The sequence below is a fragment of the Sphingobacterium sp. UME9 genome (assembly GCF_014170215.1).
Classification (GTDB): domain Bacteria; phylum Bacteroidota; class Bacteroidia; order Sphingobacteriales; family Sphingobacteriaceae; genus Sphingobacterium; species Sphingobacterium paramultivorum.
The window spans coordinates 300,286-326,494 of the sequence record NZ_LZZP01000010.1; the positions used below are offsets into that span (position 1 = coordinate 300,286).

Annotated in this window: 28 protein-coding genes and 1 pseudogene; 22 read left to right on the plus strand and 7 right to left on the minus strand. The window is 41.2% G+C overall.

Annotation, left to right across the window (positions count from 1 at the left end; all coding sequences use genetic code 11):
* Positions 1 to 34 precede the first annotated feature (34 nt).
* Both A9970_RS16540 and A9970_RS16545 read left to right on the plus strand, forming a co-directional pair.
* The gene (locus A9970_RS16540) at positions 35 to 979 is read left to right on the plus strand and encodes an Rpn family recombination-promoting nuclease/putative transposase (protein ID WP_182983084.1); all 945 of its coding nucleotides are present in this window, start codon (positions 35 to 37) and stop codon (positions 977 to 979) included.
* Between the two features lie 228 nt (positions 980 to 1,207).
* Positions 1,208 to 2,383: an IS4 family transposase gene (locus tag A9970_RS16545; RefSeq protein WP_182983085.1), complete on the plus strand. Its 1,176-nt coding sequence runs from the start codon at positions 1,208 to 1,210 to the stop codon at positions 2,381 to 2,383.
* 90 nt (positions 2,384 to 2,473) lie between these two features.
* On the opposite strand, the gene A9970_RS16550 is transcribed toward A9970_RS16545, so the two are convergent.
* The gene (locus A9970_RS16550) at positions 2,474 to 2,803 is read right to left on the minus strand and encodes a helix-turn-helix domain-containing protein (RefSeq protein ID WP_182983086.1); all 330 of its coding nucleotides are present in this window, start codon (positions 2,801 to 2,803) and stop codon (positions 2,474 to 2,476) included.
* Between the two features lie 250 nt (positions 2,804 to 3,053).
* Here A9970_RS16550 and A9970_RS16555 point away from each other — a divergent pair, with 250 nt between their 5' ends.
* Entirely contained in the window at positions 3,054 to 3,641 is a 588-nt protein-coding gene (locus A9970_RS16555) for a sensor histidine kinase KdpD (protein WP_182983087.1), read from the plus strand.
* Between the two features lie 11 nt (positions 3,642 to 3,652).
* Here the strand turns inward: A9970_RS16555 and A9970_RS16560 are convergent, their stop codons facing one another.
* Positions 3,653 to 4,408, minus strand: coding sequence for a hypothetical protein (locus A9970_RS16560; protein WP_220801634.1), 756 nt, complete (start codon positions 4,406 to 4,408; stop codon positions 3,653 to 3,655).
* A 172-nt stretch (positions 4,409 to 4,580) separates the two neighbouring features.
* On the opposite strand from A9970_RS16560, the gene A9970_RS16565 reads away from it, so the two are divergent.
* Both A9970_RS16565 and A9970_RS16570 read left to right on the plus strand, forming a co-directional pair.
* Positions 4,581 to 5,024, plus strand: coding sequence for a hypothetical protein (locus A9970_RS16565; protein ID WP_182983089.1), 444 nt, complete (start codon positions 4,581 to 4,583; stop codon positions 5,022 to 5,024).
* 80 nt (positions 5,025 to 5,104) lie between these two features.
* Complete coding sequence (locus A9970_RS16570; RefSeq protein ID WP_182983090.1) at positions 5,105 to 5,431, plus strand: hypothetical protein; 327 nt, start codon at positions 5,105 to 5,107, stop codon at positions 5,429 to 5,431.
* Positions 5,432 to 5,767: 336 nt separating this feature from the next.
* Here the strand turns inward: A9970_RS16570 and A9970_RS16575 are convergent, their stop codons facing one another.
* Complete coding sequence (locus tag A9970_RS16575; RefSeq protein WP_182983091.1) at positions 5,768 to 6,253, minus strand: hypothetical protein; 486 nt, start codon at positions 6,251 to 6,253, stop codon at positions 5,768 to 5,770.
* 876 nt (positions 6,254 to 7,129) lie between these two features.
* On the opposite strand from A9970_RS16575, the gene A9970_RS16580 reads away from it, so the two are divergent.
* The 4 genes from A9970_RS16580 to A9970_RS16595 are packed head-to-tail and all read left to right on the plus strand — an operon-like array spanning position 7,130 to position 12,649.
* Positions 7,130 to 7,513 (plus strand): hypothetical protein, encoded by a 384-nt coding sequence (locus A9970_RS16580; protein ID WP_182983092.1) that lies wholly within the window; start codon positions 7,130 to 7,132, stop codon positions 7,511 to 7,513.
* Positions 7,510 to 8,115: a TlpA disulfide reductase family protein gene (locus tag A9970_RS16585; protein ID WP_182983093.1), complete on the plus strand. Its 606-nt coding sequence runs from the start codon at positions 7,510 to 7,512 to the stop codon at positions 8,113 to 8,115. Before A9970_RS16580 ends, A9970_RS16585 begins: the two co-directional genes overlap by 4 nt.
* A complete protein-coding gene (locus A9970_RS16590) occupies positions 8,099 to 11,290 on the plus strand; it encodes a SusC/RagA family TonB-linked outer membrane protein (RefSeq protein WP_182983094.1) in 3,192 nt (1,063 codons plus the stop codon). The genes A9970_RS16585 and A9970_RS16590 overlap by 17 nt, the downstream gene beginning before the upstream one ends.
* Before the next feature lie 3 nt (positions 11,291 to 11,293).
* Positions 11,294 to 12,649, plus strand: a complete 1,356-nt coding sequence (locus tag A9970_RS16595) for a RagB/SusD family nutrient uptake outer membrane protein (RefSeq protein WP_182983095.1) — start codon at positions 11,294 to 11,296, stop codon at positions 12,647 to 12,649.
* Between the two features lie 55 nt (positions 12,650 to 12,704).
* Here A9970_RS16595 and A9970_RS16600 read toward each other — a convergent pair whose 3' ends face one another.
* Both A9970_RS16600 and A9970_RS16605 read right to left on the minus strand, forming a co-directional pair.
* Complete coding sequence (locus tag A9970_RS16600) at positions 12,705 to 13,094, minus strand: hypothetical protein (protein WP_182983096.1); 390 nt, start codon at positions 13,092 to 13,094, stop codon at positions 12,705 to 12,707.
* Between the two features lie 109 nt (positions 13,095 to 13,203).
* Positions 13,204 to 13,827, minus strand: a complete 624-nt coding sequence (locus tag A9970_RS16605) for a hypothetical protein (RefSeq protein WP_182983097.1) — start codon at positions 13,825 to 13,827, stop codon at positions 13,204 to 13,206.
* Between the two features lie 516 nt (positions 13,828 to 14,343).
* Here A9970_RS16605 and A9970_RS16610 point away from each other — a divergent pair.
* The 10 genes from A9970_RS16610 to A9970_RS28725 all read left to right on the plus strand — a co-directional run bounded on the left by A9970_RS16610 (position 14,344) and on the right by A9970_RS28725 (position 20,762).
* Positions 14,344 to 15,267 (plus strand): hypothetical protein, encoded by a 924-nt coding sequence (locus tag A9970_RS16610; RefSeq protein ID WP_182983098.1) that lies wholly within the window; start codon positions 14,344 to 14,346, stop codon positions 15,265 to 15,267.
* A 71-nt stretch (positions 15,268 to 15,338) separates the two neighbouring features.
* Entirely contained in the window at positions 15,339 to 16,397 is a 1,059-nt protein-coding gene (locus A9970_RS16615) for a histidine kinase (RefSeq protein WP_182983099.1), read from the plus strand.
* 27 nt (positions 16,398 to 16,424) lie between these two features.
* Positions 16,425 to 17,177, plus strand: coding sequence for a LytTR family DNA-binding domain-containing protein (locus tag A9970_RS16620; protein ID WP_182983100.1), 753 nt, complete (start codon positions 16,425 to 16,427; stop codon positions 17,175 to 17,177).
* A gap of 30 nt (positions 17,178 to 17,207) precedes the next feature.
* On the plus strand, positions 17,208 to 17,513 hold the full coding sequence (locus A9970_RS16625) for a hypothetical protein (RefSeq protein ID WP_182983101.1): 306 nt from the start codon (positions 17,208 to 17,210) through the stop codon (positions 17,511 to 17,513).
* A 370-nt stretch (positions 17,514 to 17,883) separates the two neighbouring features.
* Positions 17,884 to 18,528: a DUF6266 family protein gene (locus A9970_RS16630; RefSeq protein ID WP_182983102.1), complete on the plus strand. Its 645-nt coding sequence runs from the start codon at positions 17,884 to 17,886 to the stop codon at positions 18,526 to 18,528.
* A gap of 82 nt (positions 18,529 to 18,610) precedes the next feature.
* Entirely contained in the window at positions 18,611 to 19,153 is a 543-nt protein-coding gene (locus tag A9970_RS16635) for a DUF6266 family protein (RefSeq protein ID WP_182983103.1), read from the plus strand.
* Between the two features lie 28 nt (positions 19,154 to 19,181).
* A complete protein-coding gene (locus A9970_RS16640) occupies positions 19,182 to 19,568 on the plus strand; it encodes a hypothetical protein (RefSeq protein WP_182983104.1) in 387 nt (128 codons plus the stop codon).
* Positions 19,487 to 20,047 carry a CHAP domain-containing protein gene (locus A9970_RS16645; protein ID WP_182983105.1) on the plus strand — a complete coding sequence of 187 codons (561 nt, stop codon included), beginning with the start codon at positions 19,487 to 19,489 and terminating at the stop codon, positions 20,045 to 20,047. The genes A9970_RS16640 and A9970_RS16645 overlap by 82 nt, the downstream gene beginning before the upstream one ends.
* Entirely contained in the window at positions 20,022 to 20,519 is a 498-nt protein-coding gene (locus tag A9970_RS16650) for a hypothetical protein (RefSeq protein WP_182983106.1), read from the plus strand. The genes A9970_RS16645 and A9970_RS16650 overlap by 26 nt, the downstream gene beginning before the upstream one ends.
* Before the next feature lie 90 nt (positions 20,520 to 20,609).
* Positions 20,610 to 20,762 carry a Fic/DOC family N-terminal domain-containing protein gene (locus A9970_RS28725; protein ID WP_259655421.1) on the plus strand — a complete coding sequence of 51 codons (153 nt, stop codon included), beginning with the start codon at positions 20,610 to 20,612 and terminating at the stop codon, positions 20,760 to 20,762.
* Positions 20,763 to 20,865: 103 nt separating this feature from the next.
* Here the strand turns inward: A9970_RS28725 and A9970_RS16660 are convergent, their stop codons facing one another.
* The gene (locus tag A9970_RS16660) at positions 20,866 to 21,021 is read right to left on the minus strand and encodes a hypothetical protein (protein WP_182983107.1); all 156 of its coding nucleotides are present in this window, start codon (positions 21,019 to 21,021) and stop codon (positions 20,866 to 20,868) included.
* 186 nt (positions 21,022 to 21,207) lie between these two features.
* On the opposite strand from A9970_RS16660, the gene A9970_RS16665 reads away from it, so the two are divergent.
* The 3 genes and pseudogenes from A9970_RS16665 to A9970_RS29060 form a co-directional block, all read left to right on the plus strand.
* The gene (locus tag A9970_RS16665) at positions 21,208 to 23,229 is read left to right on the plus strand and encodes a glycoside hydrolase domain-containing protein (protein WP_182983108.1); all 2,022 of its coding nucleotides are present in this window, start codon (positions 21,208 to 21,210) and stop codon (positions 23,227 to 23,229) included.
* A 90-nt stretch (positions 23,230 to 23,319) separates the two neighbouring features.
* Entirely contained in the window at positions 23,320 to 24,414 is a 1,095-nt protein-coding gene (locus tag A9970_RS16670) for a PAS domain-containing sensor histidine kinase (protein ID WP_182983109.1), read from the plus strand.
* A gap of 46 nt (positions 24,415 to 24,460) precedes the next feature.
* A pseudogene (locus tag A9970_RS29060) lies at positions 24,461 to 24,562 on the plus strand (hypothetical protein); the annotation flags it as partial.
* Positions 24,563 to 24,663: 101 nt separating this feature from the next.
* Here the strand turns inward: A9970_RS29060 and gldM are convergent.
* The gene (gene gldM, locus A9970_RS16675) at positions 24,664 to 26,199 is read right to left on the minus strand and encodes a gliding motility protein GldM (protein WP_182983110.1); all 1,536 of its coding nucleotides are present in this window, start codon (positions 26,197 to 26,199) and stop codon (positions 24,664 to 24,666) included.
* Positions 26,200 to 26,209 lie beyond the last annotated feature (10 nt).

Below are 26,209 nucleotides of genomic sequence, written 5' to 3' on the forward strand. Positions count from 1 at the left end.
TATATTTGTGCTAATAACCAGTAACTTAATAATTATGGCAAAGTTTAAATATATCGGGAAATATGTTGATCCCAATACCGACTTTGGTTGGAAGCTTTATTTTGGGCGGGAGGAAAATAAAATTCTCTTGATTGAATTTCTCAATAGCTTATTTGAAGGGGAGAAAGTAATTTCCGATTTATTCTACAAATCCGTAGAATATGATGGTGATCAGGAAGATATGCGTCGGGTCGTCTTCGATTTACATTGTATCGGAAGTGATGGCGAGTTATTTATTATTGAAATGCAGCAATTATTTCAAGAATTTTTTAGGGATCGAGCTGTTTACTACACTTCACGATTGATTAATAAACAATTGTCAAGGGGAAAGAAAGGAAATGATTACTGTCTACCAGAGGTTTATTTTATTGGTGTTTTAGAATTTAAACTCTATGGAGACGATAAGGTCCTTCCTATGCGCAATACCGATCGGCCCTATTTCTATGATGTTGCATTGTGTGATAAGGATACGCATGAAATTTTTTATGATAAGTTAGGGTACAAATTGGTTTCATTACCACTCTTCAATAAGAAGTCGACAGAATTGCGGACTGTAATGGATCAGTGGCTATATGTGCTTAAACACTTGAGTACCATGGATAAGTTGCCATCTTTTTTGGATAAAAGGATATTTGGTCTTATCTTTGAAGTAGGAGAAATAGGTAAATTAACGGAGGAAGATCGCATGTCATATGAATCAAGTCTAAAACATAAACGAGATGCTGAAAGCGTTTTTAATTCGGCTGTGAGGTCCGGAGAAGCTAAAGGTCTCGCTAAAGGTCTTGCTAAAGGTCTTGCTAAAGGTCTTGCTAAAGGTCTTGCTGAAGGTGAACGTAAAAAAGCTATTGAATCTGCTCGGAAGATGTTGAGTAAAGGTTTTAAAATAGAGGATATCCGTGATATTACTGGACTTTCTATTGAAGAAATTGAAAAACTGTAATCACGGAATTTTTAAGCTTAAAATATTTATTAAAGCCATTTCCGTAAGGTAGTGGCTTTTTTTCTAAAGAAACTATCTCTAAATCGATCTATGTGCACCTTATTTGGCTCAGTGTTTCGGTTAAATTTTAAAAGTTTTAGTCACTTGCGTCCTAAACGTTTAAAAAGTGGCGGTGTTTGGATATAGCAAAGTTGCTATATTTAAATTGCAAAATTATAACACACCGCCATGATAAATTTAAATGTTTTTAGTCAGATTTTATCTCTTATCGACCGCGAATTATTCAAAGATTTGGTTTCAAAGCACAAAAGTGACAAACATCAGAAAGGGATCAACAGCTGGACGCATCTAGTCAGTATGCTTTTCTGTCATTTTTCCTCGGCAGATTCGGTTCGTGATATTAGTAACGGTCTACGCAGTACCACTGGTAATCTGAACCACTTAGGTGTAGTAAGAGCTCCAAGTAAGTCTAATATATCCTATATCAACACACACCGTACCCATGAACTTTTCAAAGATCTTTACTATTCTGTTTTGGATAGGATTTGGCAAAAGGACACCCATTTTCGCAAAGATCTTGGTCAGCTAAAGCGTAAAGTATATCTGATGGATGCAAGCATCATCCCCTTATGTCTATCTGTATTTGACTGGGCAAAGTTTCGCAGCACCAAAGGTGCCGTAAAGCTGCACACTGTCTTGGATTATGATGGCTGCCTACCTGTTTTTATGCAGATTACCGATGGAAAAGTACATGAGAGCCAGCGAGCCGGTAGTTACAGTTTTTCCAAGGGAAGCGTGGTGGTAGTGGACCGTGGCTACGTGGATTACAGCTGGCTTGGGGATTTGGACAGCAGGGGGTGTTACTTCGTTACCAGGAGTAAAGTTAATATGAAGTACAAGGTTATCAAGTCCTATCAGAGTGAAGCACTCATGGAAAAGGGGATCCTTAAGGATGAGCTCATTGAGCTATCCGGTGCTGCCTGCAATAAATACAACGGCAAGCCGCTACGCCTAGTCCACTTTTGGGACAGCACCACTGGCAATGAGTACCACTTTTTGACCAATAATACGAAGTGGAAGGCTTCTTTGGTGGCAAACATCTATAAACAACGCTGGCATATCGAAGTCTTCTTCAAGCATCTAAAGCAGCGCTTAAAAGTATCGACATTCATAGGGACTTCTGAAAATGCAGTGATGATCCAGATCTGGACTTCACTCATTGGCATATTACTGTTAAAATACTTACAAAAAAAGGCCAAATATGACTGGAACCTGTCCAATCTGGTCGCATTCATCAGAATGAATATCTTCGTGAAAATAAACATCTGGCAATGGATAGATGATCCCTTTCTCAGGCCGCCTATAAAAGGAAAAAAGGGACAGCTAAAGATCTTCGCAGATTGAAAAATAGGGGTCAATATCGAAATGATGAAAAAAGCTATGCTTGTACCACAGAAATCCAATCCTAAAATTTATTTAGGACACATATGAGTTTTAGTCTTTGTATAGCTGACCATAGAGATCGATAATTTTTTTCTGAAGCCGGATTATTTCCTCTTCTCGTTCTTTCAGCTTTTGCTGAATTAGAGTTATTCCGTCAACATAATCATTTACGTGATCTGTTTCAGAAAAAGATAAAAGCTGCACTGCTGTAAAATTAAATAACTTGGCGATCTGGATTAATCTCGAGAGATTAAGATCGGTAATGCCGGTTTCTATTTTTGAAAATGCGGGAATGGAAATCCCCAATTTTTTTGCTACATCCTGTTGGCTCCAACCTTTTTGGTGCCTAAGTAACCTAATTTTTTTTCCTACTTTATTCATCTTAAACTTTCTTAGAGGTTAAGATACGAAAAAAGGATATAAAGAATGGCATCATTTCTGTTGCATTAATTTTTTAGAGTTCCCTATATCTATACATTCACGATTACTAAATTTCTTTCTGTATGCCTTTTGATGAGCACTTTTTGTTGTCTGTTCTAGAACGGTCACCTTTAGCCACGGCTATTTATGATAGTCCAGATCTCAATATTGCCTTTGCCAACCAGGCAATGCTGGATACTTGGTGTGTGAAATGCTACGTAAAAATATAAGTCTGCCCGAAGGTGTTCAACAAAAATGGTTTGATCATATGCAAGCTGCCATAGCGAATATTCAGTCTATTATTAACCAAACGCTGCAGCTAAATAAAATAAGAGCTGTCAATCCGGTAAGGGAATGCTTAGAAATGGATAAAAAGATTGCTGAATGGATCGCTGAAATAAAACTTATTTATCCAGCATCACAGTTGGAGTTTAGATTGGGAAATCTTTACAAGCTGTATACAGACTGTGGTGTCGCTTATCAGATTTTTTTTAATCTGATCTCCAATGCGATGAAATATGCTAAAAATACCCAGCAGGATTATCTTGCGATCTATAGTGAAAAGACAAGCAAAGGCATTGTTTACTATTTGGAAGATAATGGGATCGGCATTCCAGATGAAGACCTGGATGTCATTTTTAAAGCCCATGAGCGCGGAACCAATGCGCTTGAAGCAAAGGGATCGGGCATAGGGCTCTCCTTAGTTAAAGAGTTGATGGAACGTCTGGACGGTAACGTTAATCTCTCCAGTAAGCTGGGTAAGGGGACGATTATTCGCTTGTTCTTTCCGAATAATTAGGTACTGTTTCGTTATTTTCCGTTAAAAGGCAGTTTGCTGATGTAAATGATCGCTGTATCTGTGGACGTCGGATAAGTACGCTCATTGCCTTTAACAGACCACTCAAAACGAGTTCCTTCAGCGCCAATATAAAGTCGGTTTTTCTTATCGTGGTAAATATAGTTCAGTTGTCGACGGAAAGGAAAATCAAGCAGCTGTTCACCTTTATCAGTAACCTTCACTAGTTTGTCTGGCTGCGATAACGGACGTCCATATTCTTTGTCGATTATTTCTTTGGGCTGAGGGAAGATTTTGTAAGATTCATTTTCACTGATCTTTGTTTCTTTTCTATTGACCTGTATCTTATCATAGACTTCATACCCATATTTGCCCTTTCTGCTCCAATTTTTACCCTGGTCCAACGAGAATAAAGTCGGACTTGTCGAATGGTCCTGGAAGTTGCTTAAAGCCATCAGTTCTCCCTGATACATATTGAAACTTGGTATGCCAAATCCAGCATCGTTGACCATTTGCCATGAAGCTCCTTTATCTGTAGTCATATAAATCTTATACATGGTGGCTACAACCAAGGTGTCGTCTATATTACCGTAAATAGCCGATGTCCCTCTGAGCTGTCCAGGGATACTCAATTTTGTCCAAGTAGCATCTTTCGTTTCAATATCGATACGACCCTTTGGATTAGAAAGGTCGTCCTTTTGGCAAGAACTAAAAAACAGGCTTAGGGCACAGACAAACAGTAGTGGTCGTAGAGTCATTTTAAATTGCATGTTTTTTGCGATTTGAGTAAACAAGTTGTGTGATTATTAAGCTTTATATAATTTTAAAGATAGTTATAATAACTGAAACTTATTATATGTATGGATATTTATTTTTATTGTCCACTGCTTATAATCAATTCAAGAGTCCATTTGAGAGGGAGTGCGGTATGTAGACAAGCTTGTGAAGGTATTTTTAAATGATGGCCGCGAACAGTTTGTGCTGTGCCATGTGGAGATACAGAGCAGCAAAGGAAATGGTGATTTAGCCGAGCGCATGTTCCGTTATTTCTACCGTATATGGGATCGTTATAAAGTTCCTATTACGGCTATAGCTATTCTGGCCGATGAAAATGGAAGCTATCGACCGGAGGTATATAGGCAAGAATTTATGGGTACGTCATTGCGCTATGATTTTAACAGTTACAAGATCATGGATCAGGAAGAGTCGGTATTGCGATCAAATGAGAATCCATTTTCTGTGATTGTTCTTACCGCTCTTTTGGCTATCAAGAACAAGAAGATAAGCGACGAAGGCCTGAAAGCGATTAAGCACGATCTTTATGATGAAATGATAAACAGGGAGATGGATAAGGATACGCGACAAGGGTTATATGATTATCATTGATTTAATTTTTTTTAATAGGAAATGATGCTGTAATGAGCATAGCTCATTACGGTTCCTAACTTACTACGTAAGTTTTGATAATGAGGAAGTTTTGGGTATATTTCCTCAATATATTAGTCCTTAATGGCAGAGGAGAGATCGATAAATTGCTTTTTGTAGGCAATTTATCTAAGTTTGAAAAAGAAATAGAAATAAAAATAGGAAGGAGCGATACTATGGGCACTCAAGAATATTTATTAGATAAAGCTGAAAAAAAAGGAATTCAAAAAGGAATTCAGAAAGGCAAGATTGAAGGAAAGCGGGAAGAAGCTACTGCCATTGCATTGGAGTTTAAGAAAATGGGTTTACCTATTGCTGATATTGCTAAAGGTACCGGGCTTTCTATCGAAGAAATCGAAAAACTGTAATCAAATACTTTTAAAGTTTATAGATATTTATTGTGAGCCATTTCCGAAAGGGAATGGCTTTTTCATTTTCAGGATGGAGTAGCTCTAACAAAAAACTCCCCATTCATCGAGTGATGAGAGAGGAGTACCTTTTATAAACTAAATATATTATGAAAAAAATCTGTTTTTATGTAGACGGGGTTGACGCTTTTTAGTAATAAAGTGCCCTAATAAATTAAGGCGCTTAGCTAGATGTTGGTATATTTCAACCGCCTGATCTAATATAGAAATAATTTTTTGGAATTGGAAAAATAAAAATATTTTTTTATGTCTGCTTCTCCATTTTTTTGAGCTGGCTTAGCTTAACCCAATTATTGGTCGCTCGCCATCGCGATAGAAGTAGTCGAAGAGTTGACTTGGTTTACACGCTAGAGCTTTAGAAAGTCCATATATTTCATCCGCATATAGTTCATTAAGTTCTCCTGAGAAAAGTCTATTAAATCTCTTCGCAATAATTTTAGAGCTATCACTAATTTGATTCTGGCTATTTATATAAGGATTGATCAAATCGTGAAATAAGTTTTCATTCTTTTTTAGACTTGCTAAAATATGGCCCTCATGTTTTCTAAAATAATTATTACAGAAAGTATCAATATCTTCTCCTAAAAAAATCAAGGTCTTATGAAAGATTCTGCCGTCTAGTTTGGGAGAGCTTTCACTAAGAAGATTTGATATTTCTTTAGATTTATTTTTTAATTCAGATTTATTTTTAATCTTTTTCTTAAGTATGGATAAAATATATTTGGAGAATTCTTCGAGTTTATTTGATTGATATTCAGTCATTTTTATTTGTTTTTTAAAATAAAAAGTCTCAAATGGGACTAATATTGATTTTTATATTTATATTTGTCTTATAATCAGTTGATCTGATTTAGTCTCGAATACGAAAACGACGAAATTTCAATGACGCGAGACGTAGGGTTTGCGAACCCCCTATGCTTTTTGTATTTTCGCAAAAGGAAGGGGCAAGCTCCCCTATTGGAAACTGTGTCATGGGTATTCGTCGTACCTCGTATTTAGTGGAAGATAGTGGGGCTTGCCTCTTTTATATTTATAGATGCTTGCGTCTTACTTCCCCTTTGAGACTCTTTTTGTTAACCAAATTGTAAGATTATGAGATCAAAAGAGCTAAGAACATTTACAGAACGACGGCAGATTAAGAATCAGCTTCGTCAGCTTGCAGTATCACTGCTCATCAAGAACAAATACTGCCCACCAGAATAGCTCCTTAAAAGCTTAAAATTAACAATGGCCGATAGCCCCTGGGTATCGAATGGATATAAAAGCCGTAATGGGCTATTTATAGCATACCAATTGTTGATTTTGCCGGCCTATTTTTTTAGATCCACGCTCTAAAATTGAACAGCCCTCATCTCTTTTATCTTCGCACTTTAAAAGTAAGGGTTTCCGATTTCAAAAGCAAAGATTTGAGAAAAATACTATTATAGAAATTCTATAAAAAAGGTCGGTTTTTTATTTTGCCAACGGACGCGGTATCGTCTCTATCAAATTACGTGTAACTGTCCTGCACCGCGCCTGATAACCTATTTCTTATTTTTTAACCGCTGTGACCTGAACCCTTTCAGGTTCCCACAAAAAAGCTGATTTCGGTCGGACTGGGAGATCTATTCGCTATGGTCACAGCTAAAAACTAAACACATGAAAGCGATTTATGAAGATCTCCTGCATCTTGACAGGCCTTTCTACGAGATCCATGAAGACAGTTACGATCCATTGAAATGTATCGAAAACTTTTGGGATCATTATTCGCTAGTCACGATACGCGAAAACCTCTATGCATTGGATCTCAAATGCAAAACCCTCGGCGAAGCTACCGAAAGCAAATTAGAAGCTCTACAGCAAACGTTGTTTTTGTCGGATATTTTGCGCGCGCTAATAGCCTATTTCCTGACGCATAGCCGCCATTTAGATACGGGCCAAATTAGACTGTCAGCTCTGGAAGCGAATCTGGAGGAAATCAGACTGACCAAAAAAATCAACGATTTTTTTCAATCCATTAACCAACCTAAAACCTTAAGATGATGAAAACAATACTATATAATTTATACAAGGCTTTTAAAAGCAAACGAGCACGAGCGATGCTGCTGTGTTTGGTTTCTATGTTTAGTTTATCTGCCCAAACGCCCCGCAAGGACAGCGGGGCCAATGGGCTTCCTCCTATAACTCCAATTGGAGTAGATTATTATGTCCCCGAAGATTTCTGGAATCAGCAGTTGAAAGTTTATAGTAACGGTAATACCGCCGTAGTATCCATGGGGCAGTTCAGAGGCAAGCCATTGATCCTTGATTTTTGGAGTACCTCATGTGCCTCCTGCATCTCCAAATTCCCAAAACTCCATGTTTTGCAATCGAAGTTTCAGCGCGATTTAAATGTGTTACTAGTCAACAGCGAAGATAATGATCAGATTCATCGTATGCGAAATGATTTTCTCCGTGATAATATACTGCCGACAGTGTTTGGCGATCGGTATTTGAATGCCTTGTTTCCCCATAGGGGCGTGCCCTATTATGTCTGGATTACACCAATCGGCCGGATATCAGCTATCACAAGCGCAGAGTTTGTAGACGAACAAAAAGTTAAGGCCTTTATCGATTATAGTCTGCAATATGAGATGCCTAATTAGTCTGCTGGTTATACTTTGCTATAGCCTAACAGTATCTGCCCAGGGTAGATATAGTGGTAAGGTGATGGACCAACATGGTAAACCCATTGCCAATGTTAATATTCGATTGGCGAAAACAACGCAGAGTTTTAAGACTGATCAAAATGGAGCCTTTGTGATACCCAATGTACCTAAACCCTTGGAAGTTGTGATATCGATGCTGGGCTTTGAAACGAAGCGCTTATTATGGAATGATTATGCCGATAAGCTCGAGGTGGTCCTAAAACAAAAAGAACAGGTATTGGATGTTGTGGAAGTTAACACAGGGTATCAGTCTTTCGCTAAAGAGCGATCAACTGCAAGCTTCTCACAGATCGACAGTACAAAATTGACCACACGGATATCCAACAATATTCTGCAGAAATTGGAATATTTGGCTCCTGGGCTGCAGTTTGATAATCGCACGGGTAAATCGGTCATTAATATTCGTGGTATTAATACGTTATCGGACAACCTGATGCAGCCCCTGATTGTTGTTGATAATTTTCCTTATTCGGGAGATATCGCCAATATCAATCCCAATGATGTGGAGTCCGTAACCTTATTAAAAGATGCTTCGGCTGCTTCTATCTGGGGGGCGCGTGCAGGAAATGGCGTAATTGTGATTAATCTGAAAAAGAATAGCAAAGGGTACAACAAAATGGAGTTGACCCACAATCTGACTTTCGGCGAAAAACAGGATCTGTTTTACCTGCGGAATATTTCTTCAACGGATTTTATCGATGTCGAGCGTATGTTGTTTGACAAAGGCTTTTACAAGGCGTCATTGAATAGTGTCAATAGCAGACTTCTTGTATTCTCGCCGGTGGTACAGCTGCTCTATCAACAGTCCAAGGGTCTGATCTCCATGGAAGAGGCAGACCGGCAGATCAACTCGTTCAGAAACCACGATTATAGGAGGGAGCTAATGGACAACCTATACCGCAATCCGATACGGCAGCAGTACCATCTATCTAATGATCTGGCGAGGGATAAATTTACGAATCGTATTGCCCTTGGGTATGATAGCAATGGCGAGCAACCGCTGGCGAGTAATAACCAGCGTCTGACATTGCAGACTTCTAATAGATACGATTTTTCGGATCAGCTACAGGTGCAGGTAGGCATGGCTTGGTCCAACCAAAAGTCGACTTCAAGTCCTACTTTTCCTTCTTTCCCCATCAATCCGTTAGGAGGTAAGGCTGCGCTGTATCCGTATGCACAATTGAAAAGTGATGATGGAAGCTCGCTGGCAATTCCGTACAACTATAACCTCTCTTTTGTACAGAATATCCCTGAAACGCAGTTGCTCGACTGGACGTATAAGCCCCTGGAAGATTATAAGGAAAGTCAGTCAAATAGTAATACAAAGGATATTTCACTAAATGCAACCTTGACCTATAAACCGTTTCCGTTTTTGAGTCTTAGTGGTCTGTACAATTATGAGAACCAGTCTGTCGACACGGAAAAGCGAAATGGTGTGAATTCTTTTTACACGCGTGATCTAATTAATCGGTTCAGTCAGATGGAAAACGGGGTCGTTAAACGGATTGTACCATTGGGGGATATTATGCAGAATAATACCAGCAGGATGCTGTCACACAAAGCACGGTTTCAGGCGAGCTCGGATTTCAGCTTACAGGAGGATTGGAAGTTTAACCTATTTGCCGGTGCAGAAATTAGTCATGCAAGTACACATACCAGATTGAATACAGCCTATGGCTACGATGAAAATACAATGACCAGCATCAACGTTGATCCCATTAACACTTATCCCATCTATAGTAATCTTTCTGGAAATTCACGTATCCCATTTTATAATGGATACGGACGGACCAGCAATCGCTTTGTATCCTTATTTGGAAATGCTGCGGTGACCTATAAAAATAGGTATATCGCCAATTTTTCTGCTCGCCGCGATGCATCGAATTTATTTGGCGTAAAAACCAATGATAGGTGGAACCCGCTCTGGTCTGCAGGTCTCGCTTGGGTCGTGACAAATGAGAAGTTTATGGATAAACTGAACTGGATAGACCTGTTGAAATTTAGAACCACGGTCGGGCATTCGGGTAACTTAGGTGGGGTATCAACTACACTGCCGATCATCTATTATGACAATCCTAGAAATGACCTGGAGACAGAGCGAAAGGCCAGCGTTGGAGAGCTACCAAATCCCAACCTAAAATGGGAGGATGTACGGATGAATAATTTTGCCGTAGATTTTGCTTTTCTAAATGGTAGATTGTCGGGGAGTTTTGACTATTACCTCAAAAAGTCTACTGATCTATTGTCGACAGAGAAAATTGACCCGACATTGGGGCTCTATAATATGCGACGTAATGTTGGAGAATTAAAGGGAAGGGGATTCGATCTCAATATCAGCTATCGACAGGCATTGAATAAATCGTTGAAGGTAGGGGTAGAGGCGTTGTTTGCTTACAGCGCAGATAAGGTGACAAAATATACGGGTACGGTATCCAATGCATTGTTTTATGCTTCTGCTGGTGGAAGGGCATTAATGCCATTTGAGGGAAGAGGACTCTACCCTGTCTTTTCATATCCATTTAAAGGGCTTGATCCCAATACGGGAGATCCCCTTGGCTGGTATCGTGGTGAAGTCAGTAAGGATTATTCGGGCATGCTGTATGACTCTGTACAGAACCTGAACTATCATGGTAGAGGCCTGCCAACGTATCAGGGAAGCTTGAGGCCCAGTATCCAATGGAAGGGATTTCAAGCTTCATTCAATCTAGTGTATAAATTTGGTTACTTCTTCCAAAAGGAGACAATCAATTACGCTGCGCTCTTCAAATCATGGAAAGGAAATGCAGACTTTGCAGATAGATGGCAGCAGCCTGGCGACGAGACCAGAACTTCGGTGCCCTCAATGGTTTATCCTGCTAATGCCAGTAGGGATGATTTTTATGCCAATTCGTCGATGAATGTGCTAAAAGGTGACCATATAAGGATCTCGGATATTCGCCTGGGTTATTCGTTTGCTGCCAAGACAGCACATAAACCGATAGCAATAGCTGTGAATGGCTATGTAAACAATGTGGGGATTATCTGGAGGAAAAACAAATATAGGCTTGATCCGGATAGTTATGGTATTCCCGCTATACGTACTTATGGTTTAAATATCAACGTAAAATATTAAATAATGAAAAACTGTATTTTATTAATTTTAGGCTGCACCTTCTTCACGTTAGTGTCCTGTAAAAAATATCTTGATCTAAAACCGGACGCATCAATTGCAGTACCCGAAACAATGGAGGATATCAGGGGTTTGCTAAATGATGTCTCTAATCTGAATGTGTTCGCCTCTTCGTTATTGGAAAATGGCACCGACGACTATTACCTTGATGATAATACGCTTAGAAATATGAATGAAACCGATCAGGGAATGTACCTATGGAGGAAGAACTATCCTGCTATTGATCTATCAGGAGATTGGTACAATGGCTATCGGGCAGTGATGACGGTAAATGTAGCCTTAGAGGCGCTCGATCGAATAAAAACGGGTGCAGAATCAGAGAAGAAGACAATGCGGGGCGAAGCGCTGTTTACTAGGGCACTTGTTCATTACTGTGAAGCACAGGTATACACAGAAATCGGTCAGTTGGGGGCCGATGCAAAACCGGGAATACCAATTCGCCTCACCTCAGATTACAGTGTAGTCTCACAACGTGGTACGGTTGCTGAAAATGTTACCGCCATATTAAAGGATCTCAACGAAGCGCTAGATCTTCTCCCTGAAACCGCTCTATCAAAGGTTAAACCGACAAAAGCTGCAGCTTATACACTTTTGTCCCGCATTTATCTGTCGTTCAATCAATATGAGCTGGCTGAAAAATATGCTGATGAAGCGCTAAAACTTTATCGTAAAGTAACTGATCTGAATACTCTTAATCTGATAAGCATGAGTCCCTTTCCGATCAACCATGATGAAATAATTTATGCGGTTTATGGCGTAACAGGAAATCTGCTTTTACAGAACAGTGCTAATGTAAATCGCGAACTGTATAAACAATATGCCGATAATGATCTTCGTAAAAGTGCTTATTTCTATGACAAAGGAAATGGACACATTGGCTTGAAAGGGAATTATCCCGGTACATTTTCAACTTTATTCTTTGGACTGACAACGGACGAAGTGTTGCTGATCTCAGCAGAATGTGCTGCACGAAAAGGAAATCTGAATAAAGCAGCGGAGCGACTAAATAACTTGTTAACCTATAAATGGAGGTTAGGAAGCTATAGTCCAATTACATTTTCTGATAAGGAGGCGGCTATTGGTGCAATCTTAAACGAGCGGCGTAAGGAATTGATTTTTCGTGGGCTGAGGTGGAGCGATATAAAACGTTTGAATCGCGAGCAGGGACGGGAAATTGTTCTGCAAAGAAGGAACGACGCTGGAAATGTCATCGCAGAACTGCCGCCAAATGATAGCCGTTATTACTACCTAATACCTGATGAAGTGATCAGGCTGACTGGTATGGAGCAAAATATACGTTAGCAGACAAGGGGAACTCCACTGGAGTATCCCCTTGTTAATCTGGGCAGGAAGTAGCCTAAAATGAACGTAGACTTTTCACGGTATTGTTAATCGTAGGTGTTGGATTCGATACTGAGTTCTGAATATCTGCTCCTACTGTTGACGATCCCACGGCTGCATTCATATCCGGGTGCCCGGGATTTGAGAGGTCTTCTGGCGCTGAAATACGACAGATTGTCTGTGGGGTACCCCCACAGGAAGTCGATCCGGCTGGAGAATAGTTGTCGGCATCAAGAGCCTGTGATACATTGTTGGATGTACCTTCGTACTTCCATTCAACAAAATCCGCTTTCCGCTCTACTTTCACTTCTTCCTTGTCGGTGAAACTTTGGGCTCCGTAAGCGAGACCCAATCCTAATACGGTTAATGCGCCGGCGCGTAGCCAGCTGTTTCTTTTTGTAAGCATAAGCTTAAAGTTTAGTTTATAAAATGTTTTTATTAAAGCCAGCAATTTCGCTGCCTCTAATACAAAGTTGCATGAAAAATAAGTCTGATATAGGCCTGTACCATAGGGGCTATTTTTGAGCATATTTGCCCGTGAGCAGAAAATACTGGGCCTGCTGCACCGTGTGACGGGAGATGCCGAGCAGATCTGCTTGCTCAATTTGAGTGGTCGCAGCTTTAATTTCGGGCAACAGCCGGGTAAAGTTAAGATAGCGCTCAAAAGGCGAGTAGCCCAAGGTGGCCTGCCTTAGCAACACCAGCTGTCTTTTCTTTTTATTGCCTAATACGTCAATCAATGTATCGATGGATTTTTCCTGTTCCTGAAACTGCCGTAGTACGGAGTGCGGGATCGCAATAATAATTCCCGAACGGAGTGCCACTACATGCCCGCTGTGTAGATGATGTGTATAGAGATGATTGGTCGTCATCAAAGCCATGTTTGGAATAGCTAGGCTCATAATCCTGCGCTTGCCGGTTTCAGTGTTCTCTTCAACCCGAGCCAGGAGGCCTTTCGCGACAAAATAGGTCATCTCCGAATGACGGTCAGCTGGACTGAGTTGCTCGCCTCGTTTGACGATCTTGACTTTGAGGTTGTCTTTTGCCCACTGATAGTGAAAATGATCTATTGTGTGATATTTCCCCCAAAAATCAAATAATAGTTTGAATCCCGCCTTGGGGTTATGCTTAATTGACATAATAAGGTTTTTTTGTTTACATGGCTTACTGTCAGTAATATATATTACACTAACAAAATTACGACGATTGAAAATCATTGACGAAACTACCCCTATAAAGCCTTTTGCCTCTAGAAAAACCTCTTTTGCCACCCAAATTATCTACAAAATGGAAAGTTTAGGGACCAAATGGTAGATGAAGGCGATGTCCTTTGGCTATCCAATTATTAGTTGAAATTTTACTCCCGATCGATCCACAGTCTTCAGTGCCTGAAGCCGTAATGCTGTTGCGAGAACAGCCTATGGTTTTATCTTTTACGAGAAACAACGTGGAAATAACAACACTTTTGGCCCAATTTGGTCTATACAATCCACATCCTCTGAACATCACTGACCTGATGTTAGGTATTGATGAAGAGGAAGATGGAGGGAAATGCAATATCGTTTTCCCTTAAAAGCATAATATAATAACTGAGTATGCTGTGCCTTATCCTTGGGCATAGCATATTCCCAATATTAACCCTAACGTATTTTTATATGCAATTTACTTGGAGAGCCGCTATGCAGGCTTATACAGAAAAGGACTGGCGGAACTTTGTTTTTTTCTCGGCCAATGTGCAGCATCTTTTGGGTATCCATCAGCTCGATATCCAGCAAAATCTACACCGTGCCGCGATCAATTTCTCAAGGCGGCAGGCGCAAACGGACGCCACTAAATTTCTGTTCGCGGACAACATCTTTTGGCTCTCGCCGCCAGAGCGACCACAAGTTATCCTGAGCTTTCATTTTGGCTACTATCGGGCTGTTCCTGCCTTTCTGCTTCAGCGCGGTTATAAACTTTGTATACCTGTGGCTAAAGAGGTTATATTGCAGCAGTCACAGCATTACGCAGCTTTGCTCGGTGATCGTTGGCAAAAACAAGTTGTATTTCTAGACGCCGAGGATCCTTATCTTTTCTTTAAGTTAAGACAGCAGATGGATCTTGGCTTTCACATATTCTGCTACCTCGATGGCGGGGTAAGTGCCGCAAAAGATTTACAGGCGCAAAAATTAAGCGAAATTCCTTTTCTAAATGGCAGCATTAAGATAAAGCATGGGATTCTACATATGGCTTTTTTGCTTCAAAAAAATATAACAGTTTTAATTGCCAAAATAGCAGCAGAAAATGAGCCCATTGTTATTTGTGCATTGAGTCATTGGTATTCAAACTGGTTTCCGAGCGCCAGGCAGTTTGCGGACTATTTTAGCCGCATCATCTATCGGGATTTTGAAGAGGTCCTGTTGGAATATCCGGAGGCTTGGGAAGCCTGGCTCTACCTGCACAAAACCATGTCACCGAGCTCGGATGTAGCAACCTGGTCGGCAAATAATCGCATAATTTCATTTAGCATGCAAGATAAACAGCTGTTGCTCGATAAGTTTAATTACCTGAGTTATCCCCTTCCTGTAACGATTTTATAAGAAAATAGGGGAATATTTGTTTAAACATGATGTTATAATTATCTTTAGGTTATCAATTATAAACCAATAATATGAATAGGTTCTTTAAAAGAAAGTGGTTGTTGCACTGCTGTTTCTGGATGGGATATAGTTTTTATTTTTTTGCTGTAAATGCACTAGGCAATTCCAGACTGAATCTGGGAGCTTCCTTCATCACCGTGTTTTATTGTGCGACTATCTTCTATGCGGTGTATCTGATCTTGAAGTATGTTTACGATCGGGGGCATATTCTGGGAACTATAGTGTTGATGATAGGCTTTTATTTACTCTCCGCCCTGATTGTGTACTATGAATTGTACGGAAGATTTGGACTGGAAATTATAAATAATAGGTATGTCATCACTAAACACGCTTTTAGTTGGGCGAAGTATATTCAGACCTTTCTCGTCATGCATAGTAATTATACGGTGATGGCGGTGGGCTATTATTACTATAAGAGTAAGCTTCGTGAATCAAGTGATAAGCTTGAAGCTGTAAACGCACGTCTCGCTGCAGAATCAAGTATGAAATCTTTTCAATATACGACCTTATCTGCACAGGTGCATCCGCATATGATGGCGAATATCTTTAGCCATTTAAAAAATAAGGTAGACCCATATGATATTGAATTGGGTAAACAGCTTTCGGAACTTTATCGCTTAATGAAATTCTATATGGAGGCCCATCATGTGGAGGGGGCAACCCATATTTTATTAGCGGATGAAGTGACAGCACTGAAGCAGTACTTGTCGATACAGGAGAAAGTCGAACCAAATCCTTTTTACATAAAACTTTCTTGCTCGGGTAACCTGATGCGATTTAGTATTGCACCAACAGTAATGCAGACGCTTGCTGGTAACTTATTTAAGCATGCGGATTTGTGGGATAAAGATCACCCGGCCCGAATCGACGTCCATGTCGTCCATGCCGGTTATCGGATTACGGTTCAGAATAGAAAACGAAGCGGTCCTCAAATCCTACCAAGTCACGATGTGGGACTTCGAAATGTACGAATACGCATGGAATATCTCTTTGGAACTGACTTTTCGATGGAAGAAAATCAGGACGATGATCATTATGAACTAACGTTATGCGTGCAGCGCTACAACTAATTAAAGGAATAAAAAATGACGGAAAATATGAATAGAATATGGATAGGAATCATCATTGATGACCAAAAGGCACATATAGACCATCTGCTTGAGATGGTCGAAGAGATTGGCTATGTGCAGATTGCCAAAACATTTAGTGATCCGCAGGAAGCCCGGATTTTTCTGCGTGCCAACAAAGTGGACTTTATGATCCTCGACGTGGAGCTTGGAAGGATTAACGCTTTCGATTTTTTAAGAACATTGCCCAGCTCAAATTTAAAAACGATTCTTTATACAGCCCACCGCCAATATGAAGATCCGGGATATGATCTCGGTGTCGTTGATGTGTTGCTTAAAGAGGTGTCTAAGAGCCGTTTCTATGCCGCACTGCGCCGGGTGGATGAAGCGCTCGCTAAATTGATCCCACTCGCTGATCACGATTCACTGGAAAATTATACGTATTATTTTATGATCAAAGGGCCGGTGCGTTATCAGCGTACGGAGGTTCGTATGAAAGAACTTGTTTATGTGGAAAGTACCAATGGACAGGTTAAATTTCACATGATCGGGGGTAAAACACTGAGCTGCAGCAGTACCATGCGGGAAGTACTGGCGGGACTGCCGGTTAAGTGGTTTAAGCAATGCCATCAGAGTATTGTAATTAATATCAATTTTTTTTACAGCTATGGAGTCGGCGGTGTCTTGATGACTGAAGGGACGAAAAAAACACTTCCTGTAGGTGATAAGAAACTGTATGCAGACTTCTTTAGCTTCATTAACTCCAATATCCTTGGTGGCTAAGCGTATTTGTCATTATAAACAATTAAAAATATGAGAAAAGATTCGTTTAACAATATCGGCCGTAAGACAGATGCGCATCTCTTGCAGGCTTTACATATTCTCTTTACAGAAATACAAGTATTAAAAAGAGCAATACAGGATAGCTTTCAGACAGCGGATACCACTGTCGAACTTCGTGATACAGCATTTGTCAAAGACACCGTAGGCGTATCAGACCGTACGTTGCTGCGGTATCAAAACTTAGGCCTTATTCAGGTGTACCAGCGCGATAAAGGGGGCAAAAAGTATTTTAAGCTTGATGACGTGCTCCGGCTCAAACGTTACTTAAATGGCTAGCGCCTCGCACCTGCTTATGCCTTTATTCACTCCTTCCATAGGCTTTGTTCGATGATATCCCTAGTCTGCACCTAGTTTAGACCTAGTGTTTACCTACTAAACTAGGTCGGAACTAGGGGCTTCGTCGGTAGCTGATAGGTTAACCTCAGACGCAGGTCATAAGCAGCCCTGTCAATGGTCTGTGCAGCGGCGTTGGCGATGGCTATTGGCGGTCGTCGGACAATTAGTAGGTAACCTTCGGACAAGCGTCGGACAATCGCTTCTGTCCTGTATTTTTCTGTTTATGAATGCCTTATGTTTGTTCTGTCAAGCAAAAATACCGGTATAAAAATCTTGGCGATTTATTTTTTAATCCTTAAAATTTTTAAAAATGGGAACAATAGTAAACGGAGCAAACGGGGGCTTTAGTGGTAAGGCCGGCTCAGTGATCGGTGCCAGCTGGAAGAGCATCAACTACATCAGAGGACTCGCTAAAAAGAGCAACAAACCTTATACGGAAGCGCAGCTGATCGTACAGGCAAGATTTAAGACACTGATGCGCTTTCTGCTGCCAATCAATAATTTTCTAAAAATCGGTTTTGGCCAGAAGAAGGCAGACCGTATCACGCCACTTAACTATGCTTTTCAGCTGAATCAGGAACTGGCTATTCAGGGTGTTTATCCTGCACTTAATTTGGATTATAGCAAGATCAGAATTGCCGATGGAATCTACGGTGGTGGTGGAACAGTAGAAGCGGGGTTCGATGCAGATGCCCTAACAGTGGTCTGGTCGACGGCTAATAACGATGTCTACGAAACAAAGGGTGACGATCTATTTTATTTAATCTGTTATCATCCGGTGAAAGATGAATTCATGACTTCGCCGACCGTGGCGAAAAGGCAAGATGGAGAGGTCACATTTGGGGTACCTGAGCATCTGCTGGGTGATGCTGTGCATATCTGGTATTTTATGTCCGATCGGACAAAGACCAAAATCAGTAGAAGCAGTTATCTCGGTGAAATAATGCTCGCATAAGCTGGATCAATTGCCAGGGGATCATTTGCCCCTGGCAGATTTTAGAAAGGAAATTTGAACGTTATCATTAGTACAGTTTCAGATGAAAAAAAGAAAACAAAATAAGACAATAGGCATGCTGCTGACGCAGCAGAAGTTTTACCTGGCGAGCCAATATCTGCTTCCATTGGCATCGATTATTAAGGATGGGTTTGCGCAGCGTGTACAGCGGGAAAAAGCAAAGCAGCTGTCTGCACGCAATCTGGCGATGGCGCATGCTGTAAAATATGCTATCAGGGGTGAGTACCCCCAGTTGTATGTTGATCCGGCTCTAATCCTGCTATCCGATGGCCCCGTGCAGGATGTAAGCGTCGAAAATATTAGACTGGAAAATAATGCCTTGCGGCTGAGTTTTGACGGTGGTGAGATTACAGCCTTAAACCACGATGACGAGGTGCTACTAGTGGTTTATGATCCGATAGCAGGAGTTGCTATCCGTAATGAGACGCTGGTAACGCGCTCGGACTCAGGATTAGTGCTCGAACTACCGGATTACATGCAAAATGTCGGCCTCGATGTCTTTATCTTGGTGCGCGACCGGAATCGAAACCGCTATTCGCGCAGTCAATATGTAGGTAAGGTATAACTATTTTATATCATTAAATTATATCACTATGAACAGTGTAGAAATGAAAGGACCATGGTATGGTCTAACACAAAAACTGCCGATTGAGCCCAAGTATCTGCTTGGTATGGCAAGTATATTACTGGTAATTATTTTCCTATTTGTTGGGAGTATATTACAATTTTTCGACCCGGCATCAGCTGCGCTTGATCTGGGGGTACTGTCCCTGCTTTATTTTGGGCTAATGGCCGGACTGGTCTTTATATGTTGCTGCATCTGGTTGCTGGAATACCTATGGAGACCCTTTAAATATTATAGACAGGATATTTATTACCATTTTAATCAATTGAACTCATGGCAACAATCCATTCTTTATTTCTCGGTTTTCTTTCTATTGCTCTTTACATTTCTGCTCTTACTGGAAATGCTGTTTTAGAGAAAACGTATAGCAATGCTTATAGGACTGCACCTAATACCGATCTGCTTAGGCAGCAGATCTATGAAATTGCAGCAAATGAAATTGGGGTAAGGGAGACCGGAGGCGATAATAAGGGGCCAGAGATCTCGAAGTACCTGGCCTATGTAGGCCTAGATGAAGGTTATGAATGGTGTGCCGCATTTGCCAGCTGGTGTTATGGTCAGGCTGGTCTTTCAATACCGCGCAGTGCATGGAGTCCTGCGCTCTTTCCGAAAGCACGTCGTCGCCCACAAAGCCAAATCGATAAGGGATATGTCAAGCAGGCTGATCTATTTGCGATCTATAGCAGCCAATTGAAACGGATACATCATGTAGGCCTAGTTAAAGTTATACAGGGTCACATGTTGATTTCGGTAGAAGGCAATAGTCATGACCGGGTAGAATCGCGGCGGAGACCCTTAAAAACCATTTATGCGATTGCAAATTGGATCGATTGAGGAGGGCACGGTCATGAATAAATATCTAATTTCGGTCGTTGGAAACCTCCTGTTTTTCCTTTTTATTATCAGTACTGCGGTAGTCATCAGCTGTAGCGTTTTCCGGAGGAAAAAACAGCTGGAAGAGAAATCCACTAAGATCCATAGTCAATATGAGCAGCAGAATTTGCAATTTCATCAGAAGCAGCAGGATAGTTTGTCTTCCTATTGGTATTTTAGTACGGATAGTCCATTCTGGTTTCTCCCAGATAGTGGATTATGGGCCAAGGGCGGGAAAATTTTTATTCACCAGTCGAACATAAAACGTGCCGAAGAGAATTGGCAGCGTCAGCAGACCAATAGAAAGGAGTCAAGCACTGCGGACACGCGCGTGAAACGGGAAAATAAAGTCGTATCAACTGAGATCTTTGCTATAGGGGTCGTTATGCTAGCTGTGCTAGGCTATTGGATCTGGTGGCGGCGGAGAAAGTAGGTTCATAGATTTGAGGCTCAAATTGAAGTTCGCCTTAAAAAACGTGTGTTTTTAAGGCGAACTGTTTTTATAAAATAAATTTATGAGCAACTGGGAAATGCCAAAGCGACAATAGGCTGTCTACAGGGGCGAAGCATTGTGATACCGAACCAGGGTATATTAATCAATTCCATCAGTTTGCAAGAGGATAAGGCGTCGAGTGCGATAGAAAATATCTTTACGACAGACGATGAATTATATTAAGCATTCAGTGAGTCTCAGCAACCACAGGTACAGGGAGCTACCAAGGAAATTTTAAATTATCGGGAAGCATTACAAGGCTTGGCAATGATCATCGTAAATCCAATTAAACTTTCATTCGGCTGATGATCCAATAAAATCCTAGGGAAGCCGTAAGTAAAGTCGTACCAGCTACTTTCTTGATGCTGAAGCGGTACTCCTTTTGAGATGAGGTGTCCAACTGCAGGGATTGTGCAGCTGCACTATTAAATTGGAAATTCATTAGCCGTACACTAAAAAAGAATAAGAAAGATCGTATTTTTGCTTGCATATGTTTATCTATCCCGTGAGCTAGTCTCAAAAGTGCGACATAAAGAACTGGTTTCAAAGTGCTTTAGTAATTAAATCGGGATTTGTTTAATCGGATTATGCTGCTTGAAAGCAGAATTAAAAAATTAATAGACTTTAAATGAAAAAGCTGCTGCTTTCTTTGCTCCTCTGTTACTCAGCTGCTGCTGGAGCGCAAACCGAACGCGTGAATGTCTTCTTAGGATCTTCCGGCGACCATGGCCAGCTTTCGCCGGCAGCGTCCTCTCCTTTTCACCAATTGAGTATCGTACCTTATACTAATCCTACAACGCATACAGGATACGAGTATCTGGCCAAAGAAATTAAGGGGTTTACCCACAATCGCCTGGAGGGGGTGGGCTGTATGGGTAGTGGAGGATTGATCCTGATTAAACCATTTATAGAAAATGATACAAAACCTTTGAATAAAGTCATTGAGCAGGCGAGCCCGGGTTATTATACGGTAAATACAGCAGAAGGCATACAAGTTGAAGTCGCTGTTGATAATGATTTTGGCCGGGAACACTATAGCTTTCCCGCGGGGAGAAAAGGTTTTTTTATTGATTTGGAACATGCTTTCAATGGAGCTTTTGTTGACAATGAATTTATTCAAGCGGGTAATCTCCTTTTAGGTAAAATGCGTGCGAAAACGACCTGCCATGTTGGTGTCTATACTATTTATTATGCGCTGGAGATTCCTAAAGCCAGGGGATGGCGAAAAGAAGGAAATAAGATATGGGTGGATCTAAAAGAGGAAACTTTAGTCGCAGATATTAATATCGCTTTTTCGGCTGTGAGTAAAAATGATGCAAAAATGGCGATCTCAGCATACGCTAAGCTGGATTTTGAGACCATAAAAAAACGCGCGGCTGATCGCTGGAAAAATTCCCTTTCAGGGCTCAAAGTAAAGGGCGATCCGGATAAAGTAGATCTTTTTTATTCCTTACTATATCGCAGTTTGCAATCTCCCTATAGTATCAGCAACTCGCAGGGCGATTTTTGGGGAACAGACGGAAAAATGCATCGTTCAAAAGAGAAACGTTACCACGGCTGGGCCATCTGGGACAATTACAAAACACAATTACCACTTCTGGAATTGCTAGATCCCCATATGTATCAAGGCATCATCACGTCTATAGCCGACCTTTATCGTTATGGGAAATATGATTTTGCTGGCCCGCATGAACCTGCCAATTCAGTCCGGACAGAGCATGCCGCAGTGATCCTGCTGGATGCGGTCAGAAAGGGATATGAGGTTGATCTTGCTGGTATTAGAGACTCCTTGGTAGGTGATACCGCCCGCTTTGATTTTAAGAAACCGGACAAATACCTTGAAGCATGTTATGATATGTGGGCAATGGCCAAACTTTTTCCGCAGGAGCGCAAGACCTACCTGGGACGGGCAAAGTCATATCGAACTATTTGGAATAAAGATTTTAAAGATCTGACAAAACGGGATGTAGATCGTATGTCTGCGCGTGATATGTATCAGGGCACAATCAGGCAATATCGATGGAATGTACCCTTCGATGTCGCTGGATTAAAGCAGCTCGCAGGTGGCGAGGAAGACTTTCTGCGGGAACTAAATGAATTTTATGACGGCTATTATTTCAACCGGGCGAATGAACCGGACATGCAATCACTGACTTTGTATAATGCGAGCAAGTCGCCTTGGCGTTATCAAGAATGGATACATCGCATCGCTTTGGATACCACTATTCAATATTATTTCAACGACAATAGCCGAGGCATCGGAGCACATATCGATCGGATTTATAAAAATGAGCCCAAGGCTTTTGTGCGGACGATGGACGACGATGCCGGCGCGATGTCCAGCTGGTGGGTACTTTCGGCCATCGGATTGCAACAACCCTTGATCGGTGAGCCTATTTTCTATGTTAGCGTACCTTTTTTTGAACGGATTATTCTAGGTAATGGTTCAAATCCGCTGGTCATTGAGGTGCCGAATGCGAGTGACAAAAAGCGTTATATTAAATCCATCCTGCTCAATGGTAAGGATTTAGGGCGTTTATGGATAACACACGATGAGCTCAGAAAAGGGGGGACGCTCTCTATTGAATCTACGGAAAATCCTACAGATTATGGGGTGGCTAATAACTGGATAAGTAATCTCAACGACTAGTTTTAATCACTAAAACAGCTCCTCGAAATGGAGCAAGGATTTTGGTACTATTTTATCAGCTGTAAAAATAAAATAATTATATTAGCGTATATGAAAATTGCAGCTAATTTTCTGTTGTCTGTTTTGGAGCAGTGCCCTAGTGCGATCGCAATTTATGATAGCAAGGAGCTAAATATTGCTTTTGTTAGCCAAGGGATGCTGGATATCTGTTGTGTGGATCGCTCCATCCTGGGGCGTAGTTTTTGTGCATGCTTTCCAAATTTTAAGGAAGAAGGTTTTTCATCCATTTTAAAAAATGTATGGGAAACAGGAATTGTCTATCAGGCTGAGGATACACCCGCTTATATTGTTCATGATGGCACGAAAATACTGCGATATTTTAATTTTGAATATAGACCATTGCTTGACGAGGATGGGAAAACCTATGCTATTATGCATACTGCAAGTGATGTAACGGACCGGCATCTTGCTTACAAAAATGTGAAAGAAAAGCAAGAGCAGCTTATGTTTAGCCGCGAATTGGACGTGCTCGCCAGCACATTGGCACATGATCTGAAAAATCCATTGTCTGTTTTGAAAATTGGGAATAGTTTTCTGAGTAAAAATGTGGGTGTTTCCGTTAAGGTAAGTAAAAAATGGTTTGAAACCTTTGCGGCATCTATTCAAAATATAGAAAGTATTATAAATCAGACGTTGCAGCTTGGCAAGATACGCCGTGCCGAGAAAGAAGTTGCGTGTGTGGCAATGGATAAAAAAATAGGCAATTGTATTGATGAAATTAAACTGGTATATCCCGATAAACACATGGAATTCATATTAGGAGATCTATTTCCTTTGTATACGGATGGTGGAATCGTTTATCAGGTTTTTATCAAACTCATTGGTAATGCCGTAAAATATGCAAAAAAATCAGGAGAGGCTTTATTGCATATTTACAGTGAACAAGCTGACAAGGGGGTAGTATATTATATCGAGGATAATGGCATTGGAATTCCCGGAGATGAGTTGCAGAAGGTTTTTCTTACGAATGAACGGGCGAGTAATACGGCCAAGGTTGCTGGAACAGGAATCGGACTGGCGTTGGTCAAACATCTCATGGAACATATCGGTGGGACGATTCATTTGTCGAGCGAACTAAACAAAGGTACCGTAGTTCGCCTATTTTTTCCGGTTTCATCGCGTTAAACACCTAACGGATCAGGGGGCCTATGCCGAAAATACGGCGCGTAAATATCTTGATCAGCTCTCCGAGATGGGGATACTCGAAAAACGTGCGGTGAGCCGTAACGTGTATTACCTAAACCTTGAATTATATCGCATTTTATCTGAATAAAAAGCCCTGCTCCAGAAAGAGCAGGGCTTATGTTTCTTAGCAACTGCCAGTTTCTAAGGAGGAGCAGTTGCTTATAATGTAGCAGATGTAGGTCGGTTATATTAATTGGCCGTCAATGCAACTGCATTGAGCTGTCTTGAGGTTCCATCAGGACCTACAGCAACGATATTGTCGAAGATAACACGTGTGCCCGGTACAATGCCATTAAGTGCCGAAGACATGCTTGAGCTTAACTGGCCCCCAGAAGTCGATAATACAATGGCATCTGCACGGGGCTTGGCAATGATCATCGTAAATTTGGTGACCCTAAAGGTTGCATCAAAGTCAAAATTATCCAGTTTTGCAAAAAGAGCATTTTGCGCTTTCAATGCTACGGTAGCCATTGATCCACCTGTTTTGCCAGCAAACTTGGCAATAGGATCAGGAATGCGTTTCACACGGAATTCTGTCGAACTCAAGGTTTGTGTTTTTCCTGGCGCTACCTCAGCCGAAACAGAGATATGTGCCGTACCCGGAGAACTTACTTTCACATTATACTTACCACCCCCTGCACTGGAAATACTACCGCCACTCATGCTGACACGGATTTTATCGGTAGATGTACCCGGAGCTGATACCGAAATGGGGTTGTTTACACCTATATACAGTACATTCATTTTGTCTGGTGATACCACTGCCGAAGGACGAGCGACTTGATAGGTCTGTACAGGTGTACGGTATTCTTTATACGATCCGTCTGTCTGTTTGACTTTAATTACCCCAGTCCAGGTGTAGATACCTTCACGGCTCGTGTTGACGGAATAAACACCTTTTCCGTCCATCACCTGAAGCGATGATCCATTGACCGAAATGGACGGTTCAGATTTGGAATCGGATGCCGTCAGAAATACCTCGGCTTTGTAAGGTTGACCTTGTACCAAGTAAGAAGTCGGAGCGACAGCAACTGCTGCAAATTTATCCAGGTTCACGACGGCTTGATCCATTTTACCTAAAATAAGCTTAACCACATCAGACTCTGCGTTTTGTGCGTCGGTCTGTATTTTGGTCAAAATCGTCATTGCTGCGGTCAAAGGTGTACCACTGCCGAAATTAATTTCTTCCCAGGATTTTTTACCGTTTACAGATTTTTTGGGATCTTTCGCCTCCAGGGAGAACGAAACCATCTTTTGTTCTTCAGGTGTCAGTAGGGCCAACAGTTTGGTACGTGTTGAATTGATTTTGTCTTTTAGGACGGTTCCTTTTTTCTCATTGATCATCAGATTCGGTGAAATGTCTTCGTTTTCACGTTGAGCAAGATCGCCCTTTTCTTCATCATAGCCACCGCCTTGTTTAACAAACTCTTCTTTTAAGGAAGCGATGTATTGATTGAGTTCCCCAATAATAGCCTGTGCTTTTTTAGCCTTCTCATAAATGGGCTTGGCACGTGCGGGCTCTTCCTTTAATTTGGTATTTTCGAATGCGGCGAACAGCTGCTGAACGGCCGTGCTGACATTCGACTTGGATGTTTCGAGACTGTTGTTGATATTTTTGAATGCATCCAAGATGGAATCCGGTACATTGAGCGCCAATAAGGCGAGCAAGACCAGATAGAGGATGCCAATCATCCTTTGTCTTGGAGTTTCTCTTCCTAATGCCATTGTTTTTGAT

What these genes read in the sequence shown, in the direction of transcription:
- A9970_RS16620 (WP_182983100.1), top strand. Translation starts at nt 16,425, where the DNA reads ATGAATAGAATATGGATAGGAATCATCATTGATGACCAAAAGGCACAT.
- A9970_RS16665 (WP_182983108.1), top strand. Translation starts at nt 21,208, where the DNA reads ATGAAAAAGCTGCTGCTTTCTTTGCTCCTCTGTTACTCAGCTGCTGCT.
- A9970_RS16625 (WP_182983101.1), top strand. Translation starts at nt 17,208, where the DNA reads ATGAGAAAAGATTCGTTTAACAATATCGGCCGTAAGACAGATGCGCAT.
- A9970_RS16635 (WP_182983103.1), top strand. Translation starts at nt 18,611, where the DNA reads ATGAAAAAAAGAAAACAAAATAAGACAATAGGCATGCTGCTGACGCAG.
- A9970_RS16630 (WP_182983102.1), top strand. Translation starts at nt 17,884, where the DNA reads ATGGGAACAATAGTAAACGGAGCAAACGGGGGCTTTAGTGGTAAGGCC.
- A9970_RS16545 (WP_182983085.1), top strand. Translation starts at nt 1,208, where the DNA reads ATGATAAATTTAAATGTTTTTAGTCAGATTTTATCTCTTATCGACCGC.
- A9970_RS16640 (WP_182983104.1), top strand. Translation starts at nt 19,182, where the DNA reads ATGAACAGTGTAGAAATGAAAGGACCATGGTATGGTCTAACACAAAAA.
- A9970_RS16575 (WP_182983091.1), bottom strand. Translation starts at nt 6,253, where the DNA reads ATGACTGAATATCAATCAAATAAACTCGAAGAATTCTCCAAATATATT.
- gldM (WP_182983110.1), bottom strand. Translation starts at nt 26,199, where the DNA reads ATGGCATTAGGAAGAGAAACTCCAAGACAAAGGATGATTGGCATCCTC.
- A9970_RS16660 (WP_182983107.1), bottom strand. Translation starts at nt 21,021, where the DNA reads ATGAATTTCCAATTTAATAGTGCAGCTGCACAATCCCTGCAGTTGGAC.
- A9970_RS16585 (WP_182983093.1), top strand. Translation starts at nt 7,510, where the DNA reads ATGATGAAAACAATACTATATAATTTATACAAGGCTTTTAAAAGCAAA.
- A9970_RS16540 (WP_182983084.1), top strand. Translation starts at nt 35, where the DNA reads ATGGCAAAGTTTAAATATATCGGGAAATATGTTGATCCCAATACCGAC.
- A9970_RS16550 (WP_182983086.1), bottom strand. Translation starts at nt 2,803, where the DNA reads ATGAATAAAGTAGGAAAAAAAATTAGGTTACTTAGGCACCAAAAAGGT.
- A9970_RS16595 (WP_182983095.1), top strand. Translation starts at nt 11,294, where the DNA reads ATGAAAAACTGTATTTTATTAATTTTAGGCTGCACCTTCTTCACGTTA.
- A9970_RS16650 (WP_182983106.1), top strand. Translation starts at nt 20,022, where the DNA reads ATGCGATTGCAAATTGGATCGATTGAGGAGGGCACGGTCATGAATAAA.
- A9970_RS16570 (WP_182983090.1), top strand. Translation starts at nt 5,105, where the DNA reads ATGAGGAAGTTTTGGGTATATTTCCTCAATATATTAGTCCTTAATGGC.
- A9970_RS16610 (WP_182983098.1), top strand. Translation starts at nt 14,344, where the DNA reads ATGCAATTTACTTGGAGAGCCGCTATGCAGGCTTATACAGAAAAGGAC.
- A9970_RS16560 (WP_220801634.1), bottom strand. Translation starts at nt 4,408, where the DNA reads ATGCAATTTAAAATGACTCTACGACCACTACTGTTTGTCTGTGCCCTA.
- A9970_RS16615 (WP_182983099.1), top strand. Translation starts at nt 15,339, where the DNA reads ATGAATAGGTTCTTTAAAAGAAAGTGGTTGTTGCACTGCTGTTTCTGG.
- A9970_RS16645 (WP_182983105.1), top strand. Translation starts at nt 19,487, where the DNA reads ATGGCAACAATCCATTCTTTATTTCTCGGTTTTCTTTCTATTGCTCTT.
- A9970_RS16600 (WP_182983096.1), bottom strand. Translation starts at nt 13,094, where the DNA reads ATGCTTACAAAAAGAAACAGCTGGCTACGCGCCGGCGCATTAACCGTA.
- A9970_RS16555 (WP_182983087.1), top strand. Translation starts at nt 3,054, where the DNA reads ATGCTACGTAAAAATATAAGTCTGCCCGAAGGTGTTCAACAAAAATGG.
- A9970_RS16580 (WP_182983092.1), top strand. Translation starts at nt 7,130, where the DNA reads ATGAAAGCGATTTATGAAGATCTCCTGCATCTTGACAGGCCTTTCTAC.
- A9970_RS16605 (WP_182983097.1), bottom strand. Translation starts at nt 13,827, where the DNA reads ATGTCAATTAAGCATAACCCCAAGGCGGGATTCAAACTATTATTTGAT.
- A9970_RS16670 (WP_182983109.1), top strand. Translation starts at nt 23,320, where the DNA reads ATGAAAATTGCAGCTAATTTTCTGTTGTCTGTTTTGGAGCAGTGCCCT.
- A9970_RS16590 (WP_182983094.1), top strand. Translation starts at nt 8,099, where the DNA reads ATGAGATGCCTAATTAGTCTGCTGGTTATACTTTGCTATAGCCTAACA.